Origin of the sequence: Micromonospora trifolii, from assembly GCF_022229005.1 — a bacterium.
GTDB classification, from domain to species: Bacteria; Actinomycetota; Actinomycetes; order Mycobacteriales; family Micromonosporaceae; genus Micromonospora; species Micromonospora trifolii.
This window is the reverse complement of the sequence record NZ_JAKKFD010000037.1, coordinates 1-19,481: the sequence shown is the minus strand read 5'-3', so window position 1 is coordinate 19,481 and position 19,481 is coordinate 1. Positions and strand designations below refer to the sequence as shown.

At 72.2% G+C, this 19,481-nt stretch carries 3 protein-coding genes; all 3 read right to left on the bottom strand.

Going from position 1 to position 19,481, the window contains the following annotated elements; all coding sequences use genetic code 11:
- Positions 1-16 precede the first annotated feature (16 nt).
- Entirely contained in the window at positions 17-4,144 is a 4,128-nt protein-coding gene (locus NIE79_RS22230) for a non-ribosomal peptide synthetase (protein WP_238680400.1), read from the bottom strand.
- Between the two features lie 31 nt (positions 4,145-4,175).
- Entirely contained in the window at positions 4,176-15,434 is an 11,259-nt protein-coding gene (locus tag NIE79_RS22225) for an SDR family NAD(P)-dependent oxidoreductase (RefSeq protein ID WP_443677169.1), read from the bottom strand.
- Positions 15,431-19,481: SDR family NAD(P)-dependent oxidoreductase (locus tag NIE79_RS22220; RefSeq protein WP_238680398.1), on the bottom strand; the 4,051-nt coding region annotated here is incomplete at its 5' end. The genes NIE79_RS22225 and NIE79_RS22220, both read right to left, overlap by 4 nt.

The following is a 19,481-nucleotide window of genomic DNA, read 5'->3' as shown; positions in this document are numbered from 1 at the left end:
GCACCGGACCTCGTCATCAACGGCGGTTGAGCAGGCGCGCGACGTCCGCGGCGAGACCGCGGTCGTTGAGCAGGCTGTAGTGCGTTCCGGGGAGGGCGGTCGCGGTGGTCGCCCCGCTGGTGACCCGAGACCATCCCCAGTCCGGGGCCGCTCGGTCCGGATGGCCGGCGAACTCGCCGACCGTTCCCTTCGCGGCGCGGACCACGATGACGTCTGCGGCGATTGTCGGCGGGTGGTACGAGTTGCAGGCGAGCACCACCCCCCGGAACACCGCGAACGTCGCGGCCACGTCGGAGACGTCCGCCGTTGCCGGATGGTCGATCAGCGCGCTGATCGCAGCGGGCTGATCAGCCACGGGCAGCGCGGCGATGGCCGTGGTCTCGGCGTCGTAGCGGCCCTCGGCCAGGCCTTCGATGCCCAGGTTCAGGTCGGCCAGGAACCAGCGGACCAGCTCGACGGCACTGACCTCGCGCGGTGCGGTCGGCGGCGGCGAGTCGATGACCACCAGCTGTTCGACCCGCTCGCCCCGGCTCTCCATCTGGTGTGCCATCTCCAGTGCGATCACCGCACCCGAGGACCAGCCACCGAGCAGGTACGGGCCCTCCGGCTGCGCCTCGCGCAGCGCGGCGACGTACAACCTGGCGAACTCCTCGACCGTGCTCAGAGCGGGGTGGCCGGTGGCCGGGCCGGGTGCCTGGAAGGCACAGCTCGGCCGGTCCAACATCTCGGCCAGCCACCGGTAGCACAGCACGTTGCCGCCGGCCGGATGCACCAGGGACCAGGCCGTACCCGTGCCCTCGGTGCGCAACCGCACCAGCGGGGACCACGCGCTGGGCGCCGAGTCGAGGAAGTCCGCCAGCGCCCGTACGGTCCGCCTCTCCAGCAGGATGCCCATCGGCACGCGGCCGCCCAGCACCTCGGAGATGCGCCCGATCACCCGCAGCGCGGCGAACGATTGCCCGCCCAGGTCGAAGAAGTCGTCGTGCGGGCCGACCTCGTCCACGGACAGGATCTCCGCCCAGATCCGGGCCAGTGCCGTCTCGGTCGCGGTGCTCGGCGCCGCGTCGGCGTCGTCGGTCCGCTCAGGCCGGGCCAGCGATTCGAGCGCCACCCGGTCGAGCTTGCCGTTGCCGGTCAGCGGCAGCGCAGCGAGCGCGGTGATGGCACTGGGAATCATGTACGCGGGCAACCGCGCACCCAGCTCAGCGCGCAGCGCGGCGGCCTGCGCCGCGTCCGGCCCGACCACGAACGCGGCCAGCTGCCGGCCGGAACCGGTGGCGCGGGCCAGTACGGTGGCCTGCTCGACGCCCGCACATTCCAGCAGCGCCTGCTCGATCTCCCCGGGTTCGACCCGGAAGCCCTGGATCTTGACCTGGAAATCGGCCCGGCCGAGGAACTCGATGTTGCCGTCGGGCAGGTAGCGGCCGAGGTCCCCGGTGCGGTACAACCGCTCGCCGGTGACCGGGTGTCGGACGAAGGCCGCCGCGGTCCGGTCCGCGTCACCCAGGTAGCCCAGGGCGACACCGACGCCGCCGATGTGCAGATGCCCCGTCGTCCAGGTCGGTGCGTCCCGGCCGTGCTCGTCCAGGATGTGCCAGCTCTGCCCGGTCAGCGGCTTGCCGTAGGGAACGCTGACCCAGCTCGGATCCGGCTCGTCGATCGGGTAGCAGATCGACCAGATCGACGCCTCGGTCGCCCCGCCCAGGCTGATCACCCGGGCGTTCGGCGCGATCTGGTTGATCTTCGCGGGCAGGCCGACAGGAATCCAGTCACCGCTGAGCAGCACGGTCCGCAGCGCGGGCAACCGGATGTCGGCGCGAATCGCCGCCTCGGTGAACAGTTGCATGATCGCCGGCACCGAGTTCCAGACGGTCACCCCGTGCCCCGCCACCGTGTCCAGCCAGGCGGCCGGGTCGGTCTGGTTGCCGTCCGGCAGCACCAGCTTGGCGCCCGCCGCGACGGTGCCGAACACGTCGTACACCGACAGGTCGAAACACAGCGAGGAGACACCGAACACGACGTCGTCGGCGCCGATGCCAAAGCGGCGGTTGATGTCGATGACGGTGTTGAGCGGGCCACGGTGGTCGAGCACCGCACCCTTCGGCGTACCCGTCGATCCGGACGTGTAGATCACGTACGCGTGCTCGGTGGCGACGCGCCGGACCGGTGCGGGCGGTTCGGTGACGACGGGCGGCGACTGGATGTCTACCGTCAGCACCGGTACGTCGGTGACCGCGGTCAGCTCATCCCGCAGGTCTTCGGTGGTGACCACGGCCGTGGCCGCGGTGTCGGCGAGCAGGAACCGGAGCCGCTCCCGTGGCCACGACGGGTCGATCGGCACGTACGCCCCGCCCGCGGTCAGCGCGCCGAGCACGCCGGCGACCTGCTCGGCGCGTTTGGCCATGGCCACTGCGACGTAGTCTCCCGGGCCGACACCCGCGTCCTGCAGACGCCGGGCCAGGGCGGTCACGTGCGCGTCGAGGCTTCCGTACGAGACTGTGCCGTGTGCGTCGACCACGGCGGTGGTGTCCGCCAAATCGGCGGCGCGAGCGGACAACGCGTCGTGCAGCAGCCCCGTGGGCGGCGCGGCCACCGTCGCCGGCCGGTCCCGCTGCGCCTCGGGCAACAGGTCGAACGCTTGTCGTGACCAGGAGTCGGCATCGGTGGCCAGGGCGGTCAGCACCCGCCGAAAGCCGTCGAACATCGCGTCCACCAGGCCGTCCGGGAACATCTGCTCGATGACGTCCCAGATCACCCACAGACGACCGTCGCGCAGCTCCCAGAACTCCGTGTCGAGCAGGGTCTGCGGTGTCTCCAGCATCGAGTACGGGGGCCGATCGGTCGGGCCGACGAACAACGCGCTGCCCACCGCGAACGGGCACACCGCGCGACCGGGCGTCCGACGTACCTCGTTGAGGGTCTGCAGGACTTTCGTGCCGCTCCAGTAGACGTGCTCGGCGTCGGCGAGCACCTGCGCCTGCAACCGCTTGACCCGCTCGGCGAAACCCTCGGCGGGCCGCCAGTCCACTTCGAGCGGGTAGAGGGAGGCGAAGTTGCCCAGGATCTCGGGCAGTTGCGGATGCAGCGGCAGCACCCGGTGAGTGACCATGTTGTTCAGCAGGAAATGCCGTGACCCGCTCCAGTACGCCAGCACCTCCGCGTGCGCGCCCAGGAGAACCGTGGTCATGGTCAGCGCCCGGCGCTGGGCTTCAGCTTTCAGCGCGTCCCACAGCGGCGGGTCGATCAGCAGCTCGCGCCGGCTGAGCCGGGAGCGCCCACGGTGTTCAGCACCGGCCACCAGCGGCAGGTTCGGTGCCTCCGGCCAGTCAGCCATCCGCTCCCGCCAGTATTTCTCCGACGCCTGACCGAGCGGGCCGTCCTCCAGTTCGGCGAGAGCGCGCGCGCAGTCCCGGTAGGACACCTCCAACTCGGGCAGCGGTTGGTCGGGGTGCTCGTAGTAGTGCAGCACATCGGCGAGCAGCCGGACACCACTCGGCGCGTCGCCGAACAGGCTGTTGTGGTTGTAGTGCAACCGGACCCGGCCCGGCCCATAGACGCTGAGGTGCGGGGTCACCCACGGCCACCGGTCGTGGGCGGGCTCCTCGCGCCGCATGATCGCCCGCACCTGCTCCATCCGGTCGTACGCCTCGGCCTCGGGCAGTCCGGTGAGGTCGTCCACGGTCACCCTGACCGGGGCCGGGTCGACCACCGGCCGCAGCATCATGTCCGGGCCGACGACGACCAGATTGTGCCGCTGCCGGTGCAGCGCCGCGTTGAACGCCCTCTCGAACCGGGCCGGGTCCAGTTCGTCGAACTCCTGCTCGACGTACTGGTGCGGGCGGACATGGAACTCGAAGCCCTCGCGGCTGCCGATGATGAACGACTGCTGCAAGTCCGACGGCGGAAACGGCTCGGTCCAGTTCGCCCGGTCCGCCTGCACGGTCGGCACTGTGGGATCGGGTCCGACCGCACCGGCCCGGGAGAGCGCGACGATGATGTCGGCCTTGTGCTCGGCCAGCGCGGCGCGCAGTTCGGCGGACAGGCTGCCCTTGGGCGCACTGAGCTGGAGGCCGTCCGTGCCAACGAGCTTGATTCGGCCGCCGACACCGGCCAGCTCGGCGAGTACGCGTTCGACGGTGTTCACAGCCGGCTTCCTTTCGCAGTTCCGGGCATGGTCACAGCGTGAACACCTCGGCATCGTCGTCAAACGGGGTGTCGTCGTCAGCGAGCACGCCGCGCACCGCGAGCCCGCGCAGGACGTGATCGGCGACCGCGTCGGCCGTGCCGCCGAAGATGACATCGGACGGCACCTCGGCACCGAAGTCCGACCGAACCCGGCCACGCAGCCGGACCGTGGTCAGCGAGTCGAGACCCAACGTATTGAGGTGGCGGTCGGCGAATCCGGGCCGCAGCTCCGCCTGCGTGGCCGGGCCGATTCCCAGCAGCGTCGCGGTGAGATCGAGCAATCCGTCGAGCACCGCCCGGCGGGCCGCGGCCGGGTCGCTCGCGGCCAGCGCGGTCAGCGCGGTCAGGTCCAGCACGTCGGCGGCCACCGGCTCGTCATCGACGAGATCCCCCAGCAACGTGTACGGCCGCCGCCGCGGGTTGGCCGCCGCGTACCGCAGCCAGTCGACGGCAGCCAGACCCAGGTGGGCAGGCGCGGTCGCGGCCACCCGGCCGAACGCGTCCAGCGCGTGCCTGGCGGGCATCGCGTCGATACCGCCCGCGGCCAGCCGCTCGGTGAGGTCACGCCGGGCGGCCATCCCGGAGTCCGCCCACACACCCCAGCTCACCGATGTCGCGGCCAGCCCGTCGGCCCGCCGCCGGACGGCGAGGGCGTCCAGGAACGCGTTCGCCGCGGTGTACCCGGCCTGACCGGGCGAGCCGATCAGCGAGGCCATCGAGGAGAACAACACGAAGTGGTCGAGGTCGAGTCGGGCGGTGGCCTCGTGCAGCCGCCAAGCACCGGTCACCTTCGGGGCGAGAACCCTGTCCAGCGCGCCGGGATCGAGGTCCGCCAGCGGCTGGTCCTCGGTGACACCCGCGAGGTGGAACACCCCGCGTAGCGGGGGCAGACCGGCTGCGACGTCGTCGAACAGGGTCCGCACGTCGGCCTCGACGGTGACATCGGCACGCCGCACCTCGACCCGTACGCCTGTCGCCCGCAGACGGCTGACCTGTGCGGGCTCCGTCGTGCCGCGACCGGTCAGCACCAGCGTCCGGGCTCCCTGGTCGGCCAGCCACCCGGCCAGCTCCAGGCCCAGGCCGCCGAGGCCGCCGGTCACCAGGTACGTCCCGTCCGGGCGGATGCCCATCCGTGCCGTCGCCGATGCGGGTAGGGACCGCTCGGTGAGGACCGCGCGGTGCCAGCGACCGTCCCGCATGGCCAGGTGGCCGGATCCGGGCAGTCCGCAAGCGGCGGTCAGCACTTCGCGTGGGCTGGTCACGGCTTGGTCGACCTGTAAGCAGCGCAGGTCCGGGTACTCCGCGGTGACGGCGGCGACCGCTGCGGTGATCACCGCCTGGCTGAGGTCCCCGTCGTGTCCGGCACCGCCCGAGCACAGCACCAGGTCAGGCCGCTGACCGGCGTAGACGCGCAGCACGTCCTTGAGCGTCAGCAGCGTCTGCCGCGCCGCAGCGCTGTACGCGTCGGGGGTCCAGGTGCCGTCGAGTGGTCGGGTGTCCAGGATGATGCCGCTCACCTCGGGCTCGGGCTCAGGCCCGTCCCCGATGCTCAGCTCCACCGACTTGGCACCGAATTCGGCAAGTGCCTCCCGCCAGCGAGCTTGACTCTCGTGGTCGTCGCCGATCACCAGCCACACACCATCCAGGGCGGGCGCGCCGACGGGCTCGGCCTCCCGCCACTCCCGCTGGAGAACCTTCGGACGTGCGCCCGCGAGACGGCTCAGGCGGCTACGGGGCACCGGTTGGAACACCAGGCCGCGTACGGCAGCGAGCACGACACCACTGTCGTCGGCGATGTCGATGTCGATGGTGACGCCGTCGCCGTCCTGCTTACGGGCATGGCACCAGACTCGGGCGGGTAGGTCGGCACCCATTCGCAGGCTCTGTACGCCGGTGGGCAGCAGCAGAGTGTCCCCGCCCGGTTCCACGAACGCGGTGACCACTTGGAAGCAGGCGTCGAGTATCGCGGGGTGGGCAGTGAGTCCGCGCCCGTCGAGCCCGTCGACCTCGATCAGGGCCAGCGCAGCCGAACCGGTACGGCGTACCTCGCGCAGCCCTCGGAACAGGTGCCCGTACTCGACGCGGCTGCGGTGCAGGCGCTCGTACAGGTCGCCGGTCGGGCGCTCGGCCAGCCGGGTCCGCAATCCGTCCAGGTCGAGGGTGCCGGCGAGCGGTTCCGCGGGCGCGGCCGTGGCGATCACGTGCACAGTCCAGTCCGCGTCGTGCCCGGTGGCGGCCTGGCCGTAGCCGCGAATTCGCAGCGCGTCGCCGTCGGACTCCACGACGGCCTGCGCGGTCACGCCGACCCCGTCCGCGAAGTGCAGGAACTCGGTGAAGGCCAGATCGGACAGCTCCCAGTCGGGGCTCGGCCGGGCGGCACGGGCCGCGGCGAGCACCCACTCGACCATGGCCGCGGCGGGCAGCACGGGTACGCCGTGCAGGCGGTGCTGGCTGAGGAACGCCGGGTCCTCGGGGGTCAGCGTCCGGCTGAACCAGCTGCCCGGTGCGCCGGCTAGCCGGACCGGCGTGCCGAGCAGCGGGTGCTCGTCGCGCGGTGCGACGGCCGCCGGTGCGGGCCGCGCCCAGTGCGAGGTGTGCTGGAACGCGTAGGTCGGCAGCGGAACCACTGTGCCGGCGGTGCGCCAGTCGACGGTGTGGCCCAGGGTGTGCAGGTGGCCCAGAGCGTGCATCAGGCGTACCCGGTCGTCCGTGTCACGCCGCAGCGTGGTGACGGTGACCGCGCCGTCGAGCGTCTCCTCGATCGCAGGGGTCAACGTCGGGTGCGGAGAGATCTCCACGAACGTGTGCCCCGCGCCGATTTCGGAGATTGCCGGGGCGAACGCGACGGCCGCGCGGATCTGCTGGGCCCAGTAGTCGGCACTCTGGTGAGCCGGGCCCTCGACGGCAGCCGTGGGCGTTATCGGGATGCGGGACGCGGCGTGCGTCACGGTCGCCGCGGCCGCATGGAAATCGGTGACCGCGCCATCCATGTGCGGTGAGTGGAACGCATGCGAGACCCGAAGCGCCGTCACCCGTACGCCGTCGCCCTGCACCTCGCGGGTCAGTTCGGCGACGGCGTCGGCGTCGCCGGACACAACAGTGCTCCGGGGGGAGTTGACAGCGCCGACCGAGATCCGGCCGCCGTACGGGTCGATCCGCCGTTCGACCTCCGCCTCGGACAGTTCGACGGCGGCCATGGCTCCCCCGCCACTGTTCGCCGCACCCATCAGCCTGGCCCGGATGGTGACCAGCCGTGCCGCGTCGCGCAGCGTGAGCACGCCCGCGACGTACGCCGCTGTCAACTCTCCGATCGAATGCCCGACGAGCCGGGCCGGGGCGATTCCGTGATGTGCCAGCGTCTCGGACAGGGCCACCTGAATCGCGAACAAAGCGGGCTGGGTGTAGGCGGTTTCGTCCAGTAGTGCGGCTTCGGGGGTGCCGGGCTCGGCCAGGATCACCGCGCGCAGCGGGTGGTCGAGGTGGGTCAGCACGTCATCCAGGGCACTGGTGAACACCGGGTGCGTGCCGTAGAGGGCGCGGCCCATTCCGGCCCACTGCGCGCCCTGCCCGCCGAAGACGAACACCGGTGTGCCCGCTGTCCCCTGGCCGACGATCAGGTCCGGGTTGGGCCGGTTCGCGGCCAGGTCGGCGAGCGCGGCGGTTAAGGCGGTCCGGTCGGCGGCGACGATCACCGCGCGGTGCGTGAGGTGGGCCCGGGCGGTGGCCAGCGAGTGCGCGATGTCGGCGTCGGCCAGGTTCGGGTGCTCGGTCAGGTGCCGCAGCAGTCTGCGGGCCTGCTCCCGCAGGGCCTGCGGGGATTTCGCCGAGATCGGCCAGGCGAGCGGCCGGCCGTCCGGTTCGGGTGTGGTGGCGTGCTTCGACGTGGACGGAGCCTGCTCGAGGATCAGGTGGGCGTTGGTGCCACTGATCCCGAACGACGACACCGCAGCGCGGCGCGGCCGGTCGGTCCGCGGCCACGGCGTGTTCTCGGTGGCCAACGCGACCCGGCCGGCCGACCAGTCGACGTGCGGCGTGGGCGCGTCGACGTGCAGTGTGGCCGGTACCACTCCCGCATCGAGCGCCCGGACCGCTTTGATCACCCCGGCGACGCCGGCCGCGGCCTGGGTGTGCCCGATGTTGGACTTGATCGACCCGAGCAGCAGGGGAACCGTCCGGTTCTGGCCGTACACGCCGAGAATGGCCTGGGCCTCGATCGGGTCGCCCAGGCTGGTTCCGGTGCCGTGGGCCTCGACGACGTCCACCTCGGACGGCTCCAACCCGGCATCGGCCAGGGCACGCTCGATGACCCGGCGCTGGGCGGGCCCGTTGGGTGCGGTGAGGCCGTTGGACGCGCCGTCGGAGTTGACAGCTGAACCACGCAGCACGGCCAGAACGGGACGGCCCTGTGCCCGGGCGTCGGACAACCGCATCAACGCGACCATCCCGACCCCCTCGGCGAAGCCGGTGCCGTCGGCCGCGGCGGCGAACGCCTTGACCCGCCCGTCCCCGGACAATCCGCGCTGGCGGCTGAACTCCTGGAACAGCCCTGGGGTGGGCATCACGGCCACCCCACCGGCCAGGGCGAGATCGCATTCGCCGCCGCGCAGCGCCGTGGTGGCGAGGTGGATGGCGACGAGCGAGGAGGAGCAGGCGGTGTCAACGGTGATGGCCGGGCCTTGCAGTCCCAGCGTGTAGGCGATGCGGCCGGACGCGACACTCGTCGTACTGCCGGTCAGCAGGTAGCCGTCGTGGTCGCCGGACTGATCCGGGGTGAGGCCGCTGCCGTAGTAGTCGTGCACGACGCCGGTGAAGACACCGGCCGCGGAACCACGCAGCGACGTCGGATCGATGCCCGCGTCTTCCAGTGTCTCCCACGCGGTCTCCAGCAACAGCCGCTGCTGGGGATCCATAGCGGTGGCCTCGCGCGGCGAGATGCCGAAGAACGCGGGATCGAATTTGTCGGCGTCGGTGAGGAACCCACCGTGCCGGGTGTAACTGGTACCGGAGCGGTCCGGATCCGGGTCCCAGAGTGCGGCGAGATCCCAGCCCCGATCGGCCGGGAACCCGGTGATCGCGTCCTGCCCGGCCAGCACCAGGTCCCACAGCCCGTCCGGCGAGGTGACCCCGCCCGGGTAGCGACAGCCCATACCGACGATCGCGATCGGCTGGTGCCCGACCGCTTCGGCGGCACCCGGTGTGTGCGTCTCTCGGACCGGCAGCAGGTCCGCCAGCAGCAGATCCACCACCGCGTTCGGGGTCGGATGGTCGAAGACCAGCGTCGCGGGCAGTGTGCTGCCGATCGCTCGCGACAGCAGATTGCGTACCTGAACGGCGGTGAGTGAGTCAACGCCGAGCGCCTTGAACGTCTGGTCGCCATCGATGGCCGCCGGGTCGGGGTGTGCGAGCACGGCTGCGACCGTCGCGCGTACCACGTCGGTTACCGCGGCCCGCCGCTCGGCGGGTGGGAGACCGCTCAGCCGGTCGGCCGCCGCCGGACTCGTCCTGGCGGCGGCCGCCTGTGGCAGGGCGACCGACCGCACAAGCGTCCGCAGCAACGGCGGGACGGCGGCGGCCGGGTCGCGCAGCACGGCGAGGTTCACCGGTGCGGCGATCAGGTGCGGCTCGGGGGATGCCAGGGCCTGGTCCAGCAACGCGAGACCGGTCCGGGTGTCGATCGGCACCAGGCCGGTACGGGCGATCCGGCGACGGTCGACCTCGGTGAGATGGCCGGTCATCGCGCTGGAGTCGGACCACAGTCCCCACGCGATGCTGGTGCCGGGCAGACCCGCCGCACGCCGGGATTCGGCCAGCCCGTCGAGGAACGCGTTGGCCGCGGCGTAGTTGGCCTGGCCGGGCGCACCGAACGCCGCCGACGCGGACGAGTACAGGACGAACGCGGCCAGGTCGTGGTCGCGGGTCAGCTCGTGCAGATGGAAGGCCCCGTCGGCCTTCGGCGAGAGCACTGTGTGCAGGGCCTCGTCGGTCATGGCGTGCACCGGACCGTCGGCGAGCACACCGGCGGTGTGGATCACCGCGGTCAGCGGGTGATCGGCCGGGATGCCGTCCAACAGCGCCCGCACGGCCTCCCGGTCGCCGGTGTCACATGCGGCGACAGTAACTGTCGCACCCAGGGCGGCCAGCTCGGCACGGAGTTCGTCCATGCCCGGGGCGTCCGCGCCGCGACGGCTGGTGAGCATCAGGTGACGCATCCCACGCGTGGCGACCAGGTGCCGTGCGGTGAGTGCGCCGAGGGTGCCCGCCCCGGTGATCAGGACAGTGCCCTCCGGGTCCAACGCGGGCCGTACGGTGAGCACGATCTTGCCGGTGTGCTGGGCGCGGCTCATGTGGCCCAGTGCCCGCCGCACATCGAGCAGGTCCCAGGTGGACACCGGAGCCGGTGGCAGGGTGCCGTCGGCGAACAATGGTGCCAGCGCGGCGAGCAGTTCCTGTACCCGATCCGGTGGAGTCGCGGTCAGGTCGTACACCTGGTAGGTGAGCCCGGGATGCTCGGCCTGCACGGTGCCGGCGTCGCGGATCTGGGTCTTGCCCATCTCGATGAACCGACCACCGTCCACGACCAGCCGCAAGGACGCGTCGATCGCGGCGTCAGCGAGGGAGTTGAGTACGACGTCCACGCCGCGCCCACCGGTCGCGGCCCGGAACCCGTCCTCGAACGCCAGGTCCCGCGACGAGGCCAGATGCGCCGCAGGCACGCCCAGTTCGCGCAGCACCGACTGCTTCGCCGGGCTCGCCGTCGCGTAGACCTCGGCACCCCAGTGCCGGGCCAGGTGGATCGCGGCCATGCCGACGCCACCGCTGGCCGTGTGCACCAGCAGTGCACCGCCCGTACGAAGGGCGGGCACGTCACGCAGGGATTCGTACGCGGTCAGGTAGGCGACGGCCGCACCGGCCGCCTGCTCGAACGTCCACCGCGGAGGTATGGCCGCGACCAGCCGGTGGTCGGTCACCGAGACCGGGCCCACACCGTCCGGGAACAGGCCGTACACCCGGTCCCCCGGGGCCAGGCCGGTCACTCCGGGGCCGACCTCGGTCACCACGCCCGCGCCCTCACGGATGATCCCGGACTGGCCGGGGACCATGCCGAGGGTCACCAGCACGTCGCGGAAATTCACGCCCGCAGCCCGCAGCGCGACCCGAATCACCCCGGCAGCAAGCGGAGCGGCAGCCTCGGGCCAGTCCAGGGCCGCGACACCGTCGAGCGTCCCGGTGCCGGTGCTGTCCAGCTTCCACGCTGTCGCCCCGGGCGGCGGTGCGAGCGGCGTGACGGCCGACCGTAGTCGGGGGGTGTGCGGTACGCCGTCACGCACCCGCACCACGGGATGGGACCGCAGCGCGGCCATCACGGCCGGCGTGATGGCCGCGTCGGCGCGGTCGGTGTCCAGCACCGCGATCCGGTCCGGGTGTTCACTCTGCGCGGCCCGGAGCAGCCCGAACACGGCGGCATGCGCGGGATCGCCGTCCAACGCCCGGGTGGTGCGCACGGTCAGGCGAGCGTCCGGCCGGTCCTCGGCGAGCCAGGCGCGCAGGTCGGCCAGCACACCAGCGGTGAGCCGGTGCGCCGCGGCAGCGTCACCGGCCGGCGCCTCGGGCACGTTGAGGAGGACAGGGTCCGACGGGTCGCCGTCGGCCGTGATCGGCTCAGGCAGCGGCACCCACTCGATGGTGTGCAGAACGTTGGCGGGTCCGGCGGCGACCGGCCGTTCGCCGAGCGGGCGCAGCGCTAGCGATCCGACGGTCAGCACGGGTACGCCGAGCGGGTCGGTGACCGTGATCCGGACCGCGTTCGGCCCGGCCGGCGCCACCCGCACCCGCACGGCGGTCGCGTCCGCGGCGTGCAGGGTCACGTCGGCGAACGCGTACGGCACCAGGGTCGCGTCACCCGCGCCGAGCGGATGCAGCGCGAGGCAGTGCAGCGCCGCGTCGAACAGGGCCGGATGGATGCCGAACCCGCTGGTCTCGCCGCTACCGGGCAGGGTCGCCTCGGCGTACACCTCGTCGCCGGCCGTCCACGCGGCGGTCAGGCCCCGGAAGGCCGGCCCGTACACCAGCCCGCGCGTTTCGAGCCCGGCGTAGATTCCGTCCGGCTCGGCCGGAGAGCCCGCGGGCGGCCACTCGCTCACGAGGTCATGCGCAACGGGCGGGGCCGCGGTCAGGACACCGCTGGCATGGTGGGTCCACGGCTGGTCACCCACGTCGGCAGCGGGCCGGGAGTGGATCGTTACGGTCCGGTCGCCGCTCACGAAGACCTGCAGGGTGGTGGCCTCCGCACCCTGTGCGAGCGGCGCGTGCAGGGTCAGTTCACGCAGGTACGGCGTCGCGGTGTGGGTGCCCGCGTGCAGCGCCATCTCCACCATCGCGGCAGCGGGCAGCACAACGGTGCCGGCGACCGTGTGGTCGGCGAGCCAGGCCTGGTCGATGCGGTGCAAACGCCCGGTGAGGACGGTTGCGTCCACGTCGGCGAGGTGAATCACGTCGGTCAGCAGCGGGTGCCCATTGCCGGTTCGGGCCGCCGCGGTGCCGGTTGGCCGCAGCCAGTGCGAGGTGTGCTGGAATGCGTACGTCGGCAGCGGGACGTGGTTGCCCGTCGTGTGCCAGATCGGGTTGTGGCCCTGGACGAACAGCCGCGCGAGGGTGTGCAGCAGCGACACCCGGTCGTCCCGGTCGCGGTGCAGGGTGGCGATGACGGCGGCGTCCGGACCGAGGATGTCGCCGAGCGCCGGCGTGAGGGTCGGGTGCGGTGACAGTTCGAGGTACGTGTGGTGCCCGTCAGCGGCAAGCGCCCGCACGGCCGGGTGGAACCGCACCGGCTCGCGCAGGTTACGCCACCAGTATTCGGTGGTCGGCGCCTCGGCCAACAAACCGCCGACGACGGTGCTGTAGTGCGGCACCCGGGGCGGATGGCCGGCGACGGTCAGCTCGGCGAGCCTCGGTCGCAGCCGCTTCATGTGATCGGAGTGGCTGGCGTAGTTCACCGGCAGGACACTGGTGCGGACCCCCTCGTCGCTGAGCTCGGCGACGAGCCGTCGCACCGCGTCGACGTCGCCGGAGACGACCGTCGACGTGGACGAGTTGATCGCCGCGATCGACACCGCATCACCGGCGGCGGCGAGACGCGGCGCCAGGTCGTCGGGGGACAGCCCGACCGCGGCCATCAGACCACTGCCTTGAATCGCCGCGATGCAGGTGGCCCGGTGCGCGACCAGGTGCGCAGCGTCGGCCAGGCTCAGCGATCCCGCGACGTGTGCGGCGGCGATCTCGCCCTGCGAATGCCCGATCACCGCGTCCGGGACGATCCCGTGGTGAGCAAGCACCCCGGCGAGGCCGGTCATCACCGCGAACAGGGCGGGCTGGGTGACCTCGACCCTGCCGATGTCGGTGGCAGCGCCCGAGTTCACGACGAGATCGTGCAGCGACCAGTCGGTGTGCGGGGCGAGCGCCTCCGCGCACTCGTCGAGGCGCCGGGCGAACACCGGCTCGGTCTCGTACAGCCGTTTCGCCATCCCGGCCGCCTGGTTGCCCTGGCCTGGGAAGACGAACACGAGCCGGGGGTCGGCCGGTGCGCCGTCGGCTGGCGTGCTGACCACGTTCGGGTTGGGCACGTCGGCGACCAGGTCGGCCAGTGCCTGCCGGTATTCCGCGGCATCGCCGGCGACGATAACGGCGCGATGCTTGTGGTGGGTGCGCGCGGTGGCCAGCGTGTGTGCGACGTCGCGCGAGTCGAGGTCCGGGTGGGTGCCGAGGTGGGACAGCAACCTTGCGGCCTGGTCACGCAGGGCATCGGCAGTGCGGCCGGACAGCAGCCACGGGTGCGGCCCCTCGGTGGCGGGCTCGTCGTTGCGGGTTGAGGCTGGCGCCTGTTCCAGGATCAGGTGCGCGTTCGTGCCGCCGAATCCGAACGCTGAGACGCCGGCGCGCCGCGGCCGGTCGGTCGCGGGCCACGGCTGCGCCTCGGTCGCCAGTCGGACTCCACCCGTGTGCCAGTCAACGTGCGGAGTCGGCACGTCGGCGTGCAGGGTGGCCGGCACCACGCCCGCGTTCATGGCGTGCACCATCTTGATGACGCCGGCGATGCCCGCCGCGGCCTGCGAGTGCCCGATGTTGGACTTCACCGAGCCGAGCAGCAGCGGTACTTCGCGGTGCTGTCCGTACGTCGTCAGCAGCGCCTGGGCCTCGATCGGGTCGCCCAGCGTGGTGCCGGTGCCGTGCGCCTCGACGACGTCGATCTCGGCGGCGGAAAGGCCGGCGTCCGCCAGCGCACGCTCGATCACCCGCTGCTGCGCGGGCCCGTTCGGCACGGTCAGCGCGCTGGTCGCGCCGTCCTGGTTGACGGCGCTGCCGCGGATCACCGCGAGCACCCGCCGGCCCTGGGCCTGCGCGTCGGACAACCGTTGCAGCATGACCACGCCGACGCCCTCGGCCCACGCGGTGCCGTCGGCGTCCGCGGAGAACGCCTTGATACGCCCGTCCGGTGCGAGCCCGCGCTGCCGGCTGAAGCCGAGGAACACTCCCGGCGTGGGCATCACCGCGACACCGCCGGCAAGCGCGTGGTCACATTCACCGGCGCGCAGTGCCCGTACTGCCAGGTGCAGTGCCACCAGCGACGACGAGCACGCGGTGTCCAGGGTGATCGCCGGGCCGTGCAGGCCGAACGTGTACGCGATCCGCCCGGAGGCCACGCTGGTCGCGGTGCCCGTCAGCAGATATGCCTCCCGGCCGTCACCCGCCTCGGCCGCGCGGGGCCCGTAGTCGTGGGCGGACACGCCGGTGAACACGCCGGTGCCGCTGCCGCGCAGCGCAGCCGGGTCGATGCCGGCATGCTCGATCGCCTCCCATGAAGTCTCCAGCAGCAGCCGCTGCTGCGGGTCCATCGCAGTGGCCTCCCGGTGCGAGATGCCGAAGAAGGCCGGATCGAACTGGTCTGCGTCGTGCAGGAACCCGCCGTGCTTCGTGTAGGTGGTGCCGGGCCGGTCCGGGTCAGCATCGAAGATCGCGTCAACGTCCCAGCCCCGGTTCACCGGGAACCCGGTGATGGCGTCCCGCCCGTCGCGGACCAGGTCCCAGAACTGTTCCGGCCCGTCGGCGCCGCCCGGGAACCGGCAGCCGATGCCCACGATGGCGATCGGCTCGCTGTTCTGGCTCTGCACCTTCTGCAGACGCTCACGGGTCTGGTAGAGATCAGCGGTCATCCGCTTGAGGTACTCGACGAGCTGGGCCTCGGTCGGCATCAGGGTGCGCTCCGGTTCTGTTCCGCGGCAGGTGTAGGACTGGAGAACTCGCTGTCGATGAATGCGAGCAGGTCGTCGGCCGAGGTCGCGTCGGTCAGCCCGCCCGGCAGTACGACGGCGGGAGTGTCGTCGACGCCGAGCTTGCGCAGCAGGTCACGCAGCCGGTCGACGGCCTGTCCGCGGATGGCGTCGTCGGTCAGGCTCAGGCCTGCGACCACCGCGTCGAGCCGGTCCATCTCGGCCACCAGCACCGATTCCAGGCTCGGCGCGAGCCGTTCGACCAGATAGGCGGCCATCGCCTGCGGGGTCGGGTGGTCCAGCGCGACCGTGGTCGGCAGCGCGAGGCCGGTCGCCTGGTTGAGCCGGTTGCGCAGATCCACCACGCCGAGCGAGTCGAAGCCCAGGTTGAAGAAACCGGTGTCCACCGGGATCGAGGCCGCGTCCGGGTGGGCGAGAACCTCGGCCGCGATGGCCCGGACAGCCGCGAGAACGATCGCGGACCGCTCGGCCGGGACGGCCGCCGCCACCCTCTCCGCGAGACCGGCCGGGGCGGCGACGACCGGCGCCGCAGGCGTGGCCACCAGGGTCCGCAGCAGCGCGTTCGCCCGCGGGCCGCGCAGCGCGGCGAAGTTCAGCGGGCTCGCCAGCACCGAGGGCCCGGCGACGACGGCCCGGTCGAGCAGGGCAAGGCCCGTCGCCGACGTGATCGGGACCAGCCCGGTGTCGGTGACGCGTTGGCGGTCCGCGTCGGTCAGGCCGCTGGTCATGCCGCTGCTCTCGGCCCACATGCCCCACGCGATGCTGGTCGCGGCCAGGCCGTCCTGATGCCGCAGCGTGGCGAGTGCGTCCAGAAAGGCGTTGGCGGCCGCATAGTTGCCCTGGCCAGGAGTGCCCAGCGCGGCCGACGCTGAGGAATAGAGCACGAACGTCCGCACGTCCTTGGTCAGCAGGTGCAGCGTCCAGGCAGCGTCGATCTTCGGCGTCAGTACGGTGTGCAGCTGCTCGGGCGTCATCGTGTGCACCGGGGCGTCAGCCAGCACACCGGCCGCGTGGATGACGGCACTGACCGGCCGGTCGACCCCGTCCAGCAGGGCGGCGACCGCCTCCCGGTCACTCGCGTCGCACGCCGCGACGGTGACCTCGGCGCCCAGGGCGGTCAGCTCGTCCCGCACCTCACGGGCGCCCGGTGCCGCCATGCCGCGGCGGCTCAGCAGCAACAGGTACCGGGCGCCGTGCACCGTGACGAGGTGCCGTGCCGCCAGTGCGCCGAGAGTGCCGGTGCCGCCGGTGATGAGCACCGTGCCGGTGGTATCCCAGACCGGCCCGGTGTCCCCCGCGGGAACCGGCATCAGCCGTGGCACGTGCGTTACCCCCGCACGGTCCAGGGCTTCGGGATATTTTCCGAGCAGGTGCACCGGGACACGGGTTGCGTCCGAGGTCAGCAGGCTGAAGTGGCCCGGGTGCTCGTTCTGGGCGGTGCGCACCAGACCCCAGACGGCGGCGGTCGCGACCCCGCTGTGGTCGGCGTGCACCGTCAGGTGTGTCTCGGCCGAACGGGGACTGGCCAGCCACGTCTGGAGTGCCGTGAGCGTGAACGCGGCGAGTTCGTGCGCGCTCGCGGGCGTGTCCGCCATGGGGGGCAGGCTGAGCACTGCGTGCGCGGGTGCTGGTCGCGTGTCGGCCAGAAAGGAGTCCAGGTCCGGATAGGTGGGTGCTCCGGTCATTCGGGAGCCGATCAGTACCGTCTCGGAGCTCGCACCGGCGTTGGTCGGCAGATCGACCGGATGCCACTCGACGCGATGCAGTGCACGGGACGGGCCGAGTGCCGCCACCGGCGCGAGAGCCAGGCGGTCCACGGTGAGGATCGGCCGGCCCACCGGGTCGGTGATCTCCAAGCGGATGGCGGTGTGGTCGGTCGCGGTCGCGTGCACCCGGACCGCGGACGGAACCGGACCGTGCAGTGTGACGCCCTCGAACGTGTGCGGCAGCAGCAGCTCCGGGTGGTCCCGGGTGACCGCGTGCGGGGCAAGGCAATGCAGGGCGGCGTCAAGCAGGGCGGGGTGCACGGCATGGCCGGTGGCCGGTGTCCCGGCGGGCAGCTCGACGTCGGCGTGGATCTCCGTACCAGCGAGCCACACCCGGCGCAGCCCTCGGAACGCCGGGCCGTACTGGTAACCGCGGCTGGCCAGAGCCTCGTACACGGCAGCGCCGTCGATCTCCTCGGCGTCCGGGGCCGGTCCGCCGTCATACCCGGCTGCCGGCGCGGCCTCGGTGAGCACGCCGGTCCCGTGGTGTGTCCACGGGCCGTCGCCGGCCGGTCGCGAGTGCACCGTCACGTTCCGGTCCCCGACGACGACCTGCAGCTCCACCGCCTCCTGCCCGACGACCAACGGGGCGTGCAGGATCAGCTCAAGGAGGGCCGGTGTCGCACTGGACGAGGCGGCAGCCAGCACCAGGTCGACGAATCCGGCCGCGGGCAGGATCGCGGTGCCCGCGACGGCGTGGTCGGCGAGCCACGGATGTGACCCCGGCCGGATCAGACCAGTGTGGATGGTCGTCGCGTCGGTCGCGACCCGCACGCTTCCGGTCAGGAACGGGTGAGCCGGGGTGCCTGGCATCCGCCCGCGGTCGGCCAGCCAGTGTGAGCCGTGCTGGAACGCATAGGTGGGCAACGGCACCGGAGCGCCTGCGGTGCGGAAGTCCACCGCGTGGCCGAGCACGTGCAGCCGGGCCAGCGCTCGCGCCAGGTCGATCCGGCCGTCCCGGTCACGGCGCAGCGTGGGTACCACGGTGGCCGTCGGCAGTGTCTGTCCGATCGCCGGGGTCAGCGCCGGGTGCGGGCCGACCTCGACGTATGTGTGATTGGCGCCGAGAGCGGCCAGCGCGGGGGCGAACGTGACAGTGTGGCGCAGTTGGTGCGCCCAATAGCCGGCACTGACGTGTGGCTCCCCGGCGAAATCGCAGGTGGCTGCAATCGGCAGGGCCGGCGTGCCGTAGGTGATGGTGCCGGCTGTCGCGCGGAAGTCGGCCAGCACCGCATCCATCTGCGGTGAGTGGAACGCGTGCGAGACGGCGAGGCGTTTGGCCGGCACGCCGTCGGCGGCCATCGCGTCGATGGCCGCGGACGGCCCGGAGACCACCGTCGCCGTCGGCGAGTTGACGGCCGCGATCACGACGCCGTACCGCTCGGCTATCGCGGCGACATCCTCGGCGGGCAGTTCGATCGATGCCATCGCTCCGGCCGGGGCGGAGCCCATCAGTCGCGCCCGGGTGGCGACGAGGCGGGCGGCGTCGCTCAGCGACAGGATGCCAGCGGCGTGCGCGGCGGTCAGTTCGCCGATCGAGTGCCCGACCAGGCGCGCCGGGGCGATGCCGTGGTGGCGCAGCGTCCGGAACAGCGCGGTCTGTACGGCGAACAGCGCGGGCTGCGTGTACGTGGTGTCCTGCAATGCCTCGGGCCGGTCACGGATCACGTCCAGCAACGCGACGCCGTCCAGGTGCCGGTCCAGCTCCGCGCAGGTCTCGTCCAGGGCGGCGGTGAAGACCGGGTGGACCCCGTAGAGGCCGCGGCCCATGCCGGCCCACTGTGCTCCCTGCCCGCCGAAGGCGAACACCGGGTCGCCGGGAGCTTCGACGGCCTCGGCGGTGATGACGTCCGGGTTGGACCGCGCCTCGGCCAGGTCGGCCAGCGCCTGCCGGAACGCGCCTGGATCCGCCGCCACGATCGCGGCTCGGTGGCTGTGGTGCGTGCGGTTGGTGAGCAGGGCGTGTGCGACGTCGCCGGGGTGCAGGTCCGGATGACGGTCGAGGTGGCCGGCCAGCTTGACGGCCTGCGCGCGCAACGCTGCCGGGGTTCTGCCGGACAGCACCCAGACGGGTGCGGCATCGGCGGAGGCGGTGGTGCTGTTTTCGGTCGTGGTGTGGGGTGCTTGTTCGAGGATGAGGTGTGCGTTGGTGCCGCTGATGCCGAAGGCGGAGATCGCGGCGCGGCGTGGTCTGCCGGTGGTGGGCCAGGGTGTGGTTTTGGTGGTGGGGTGGATGTTTCCGGTG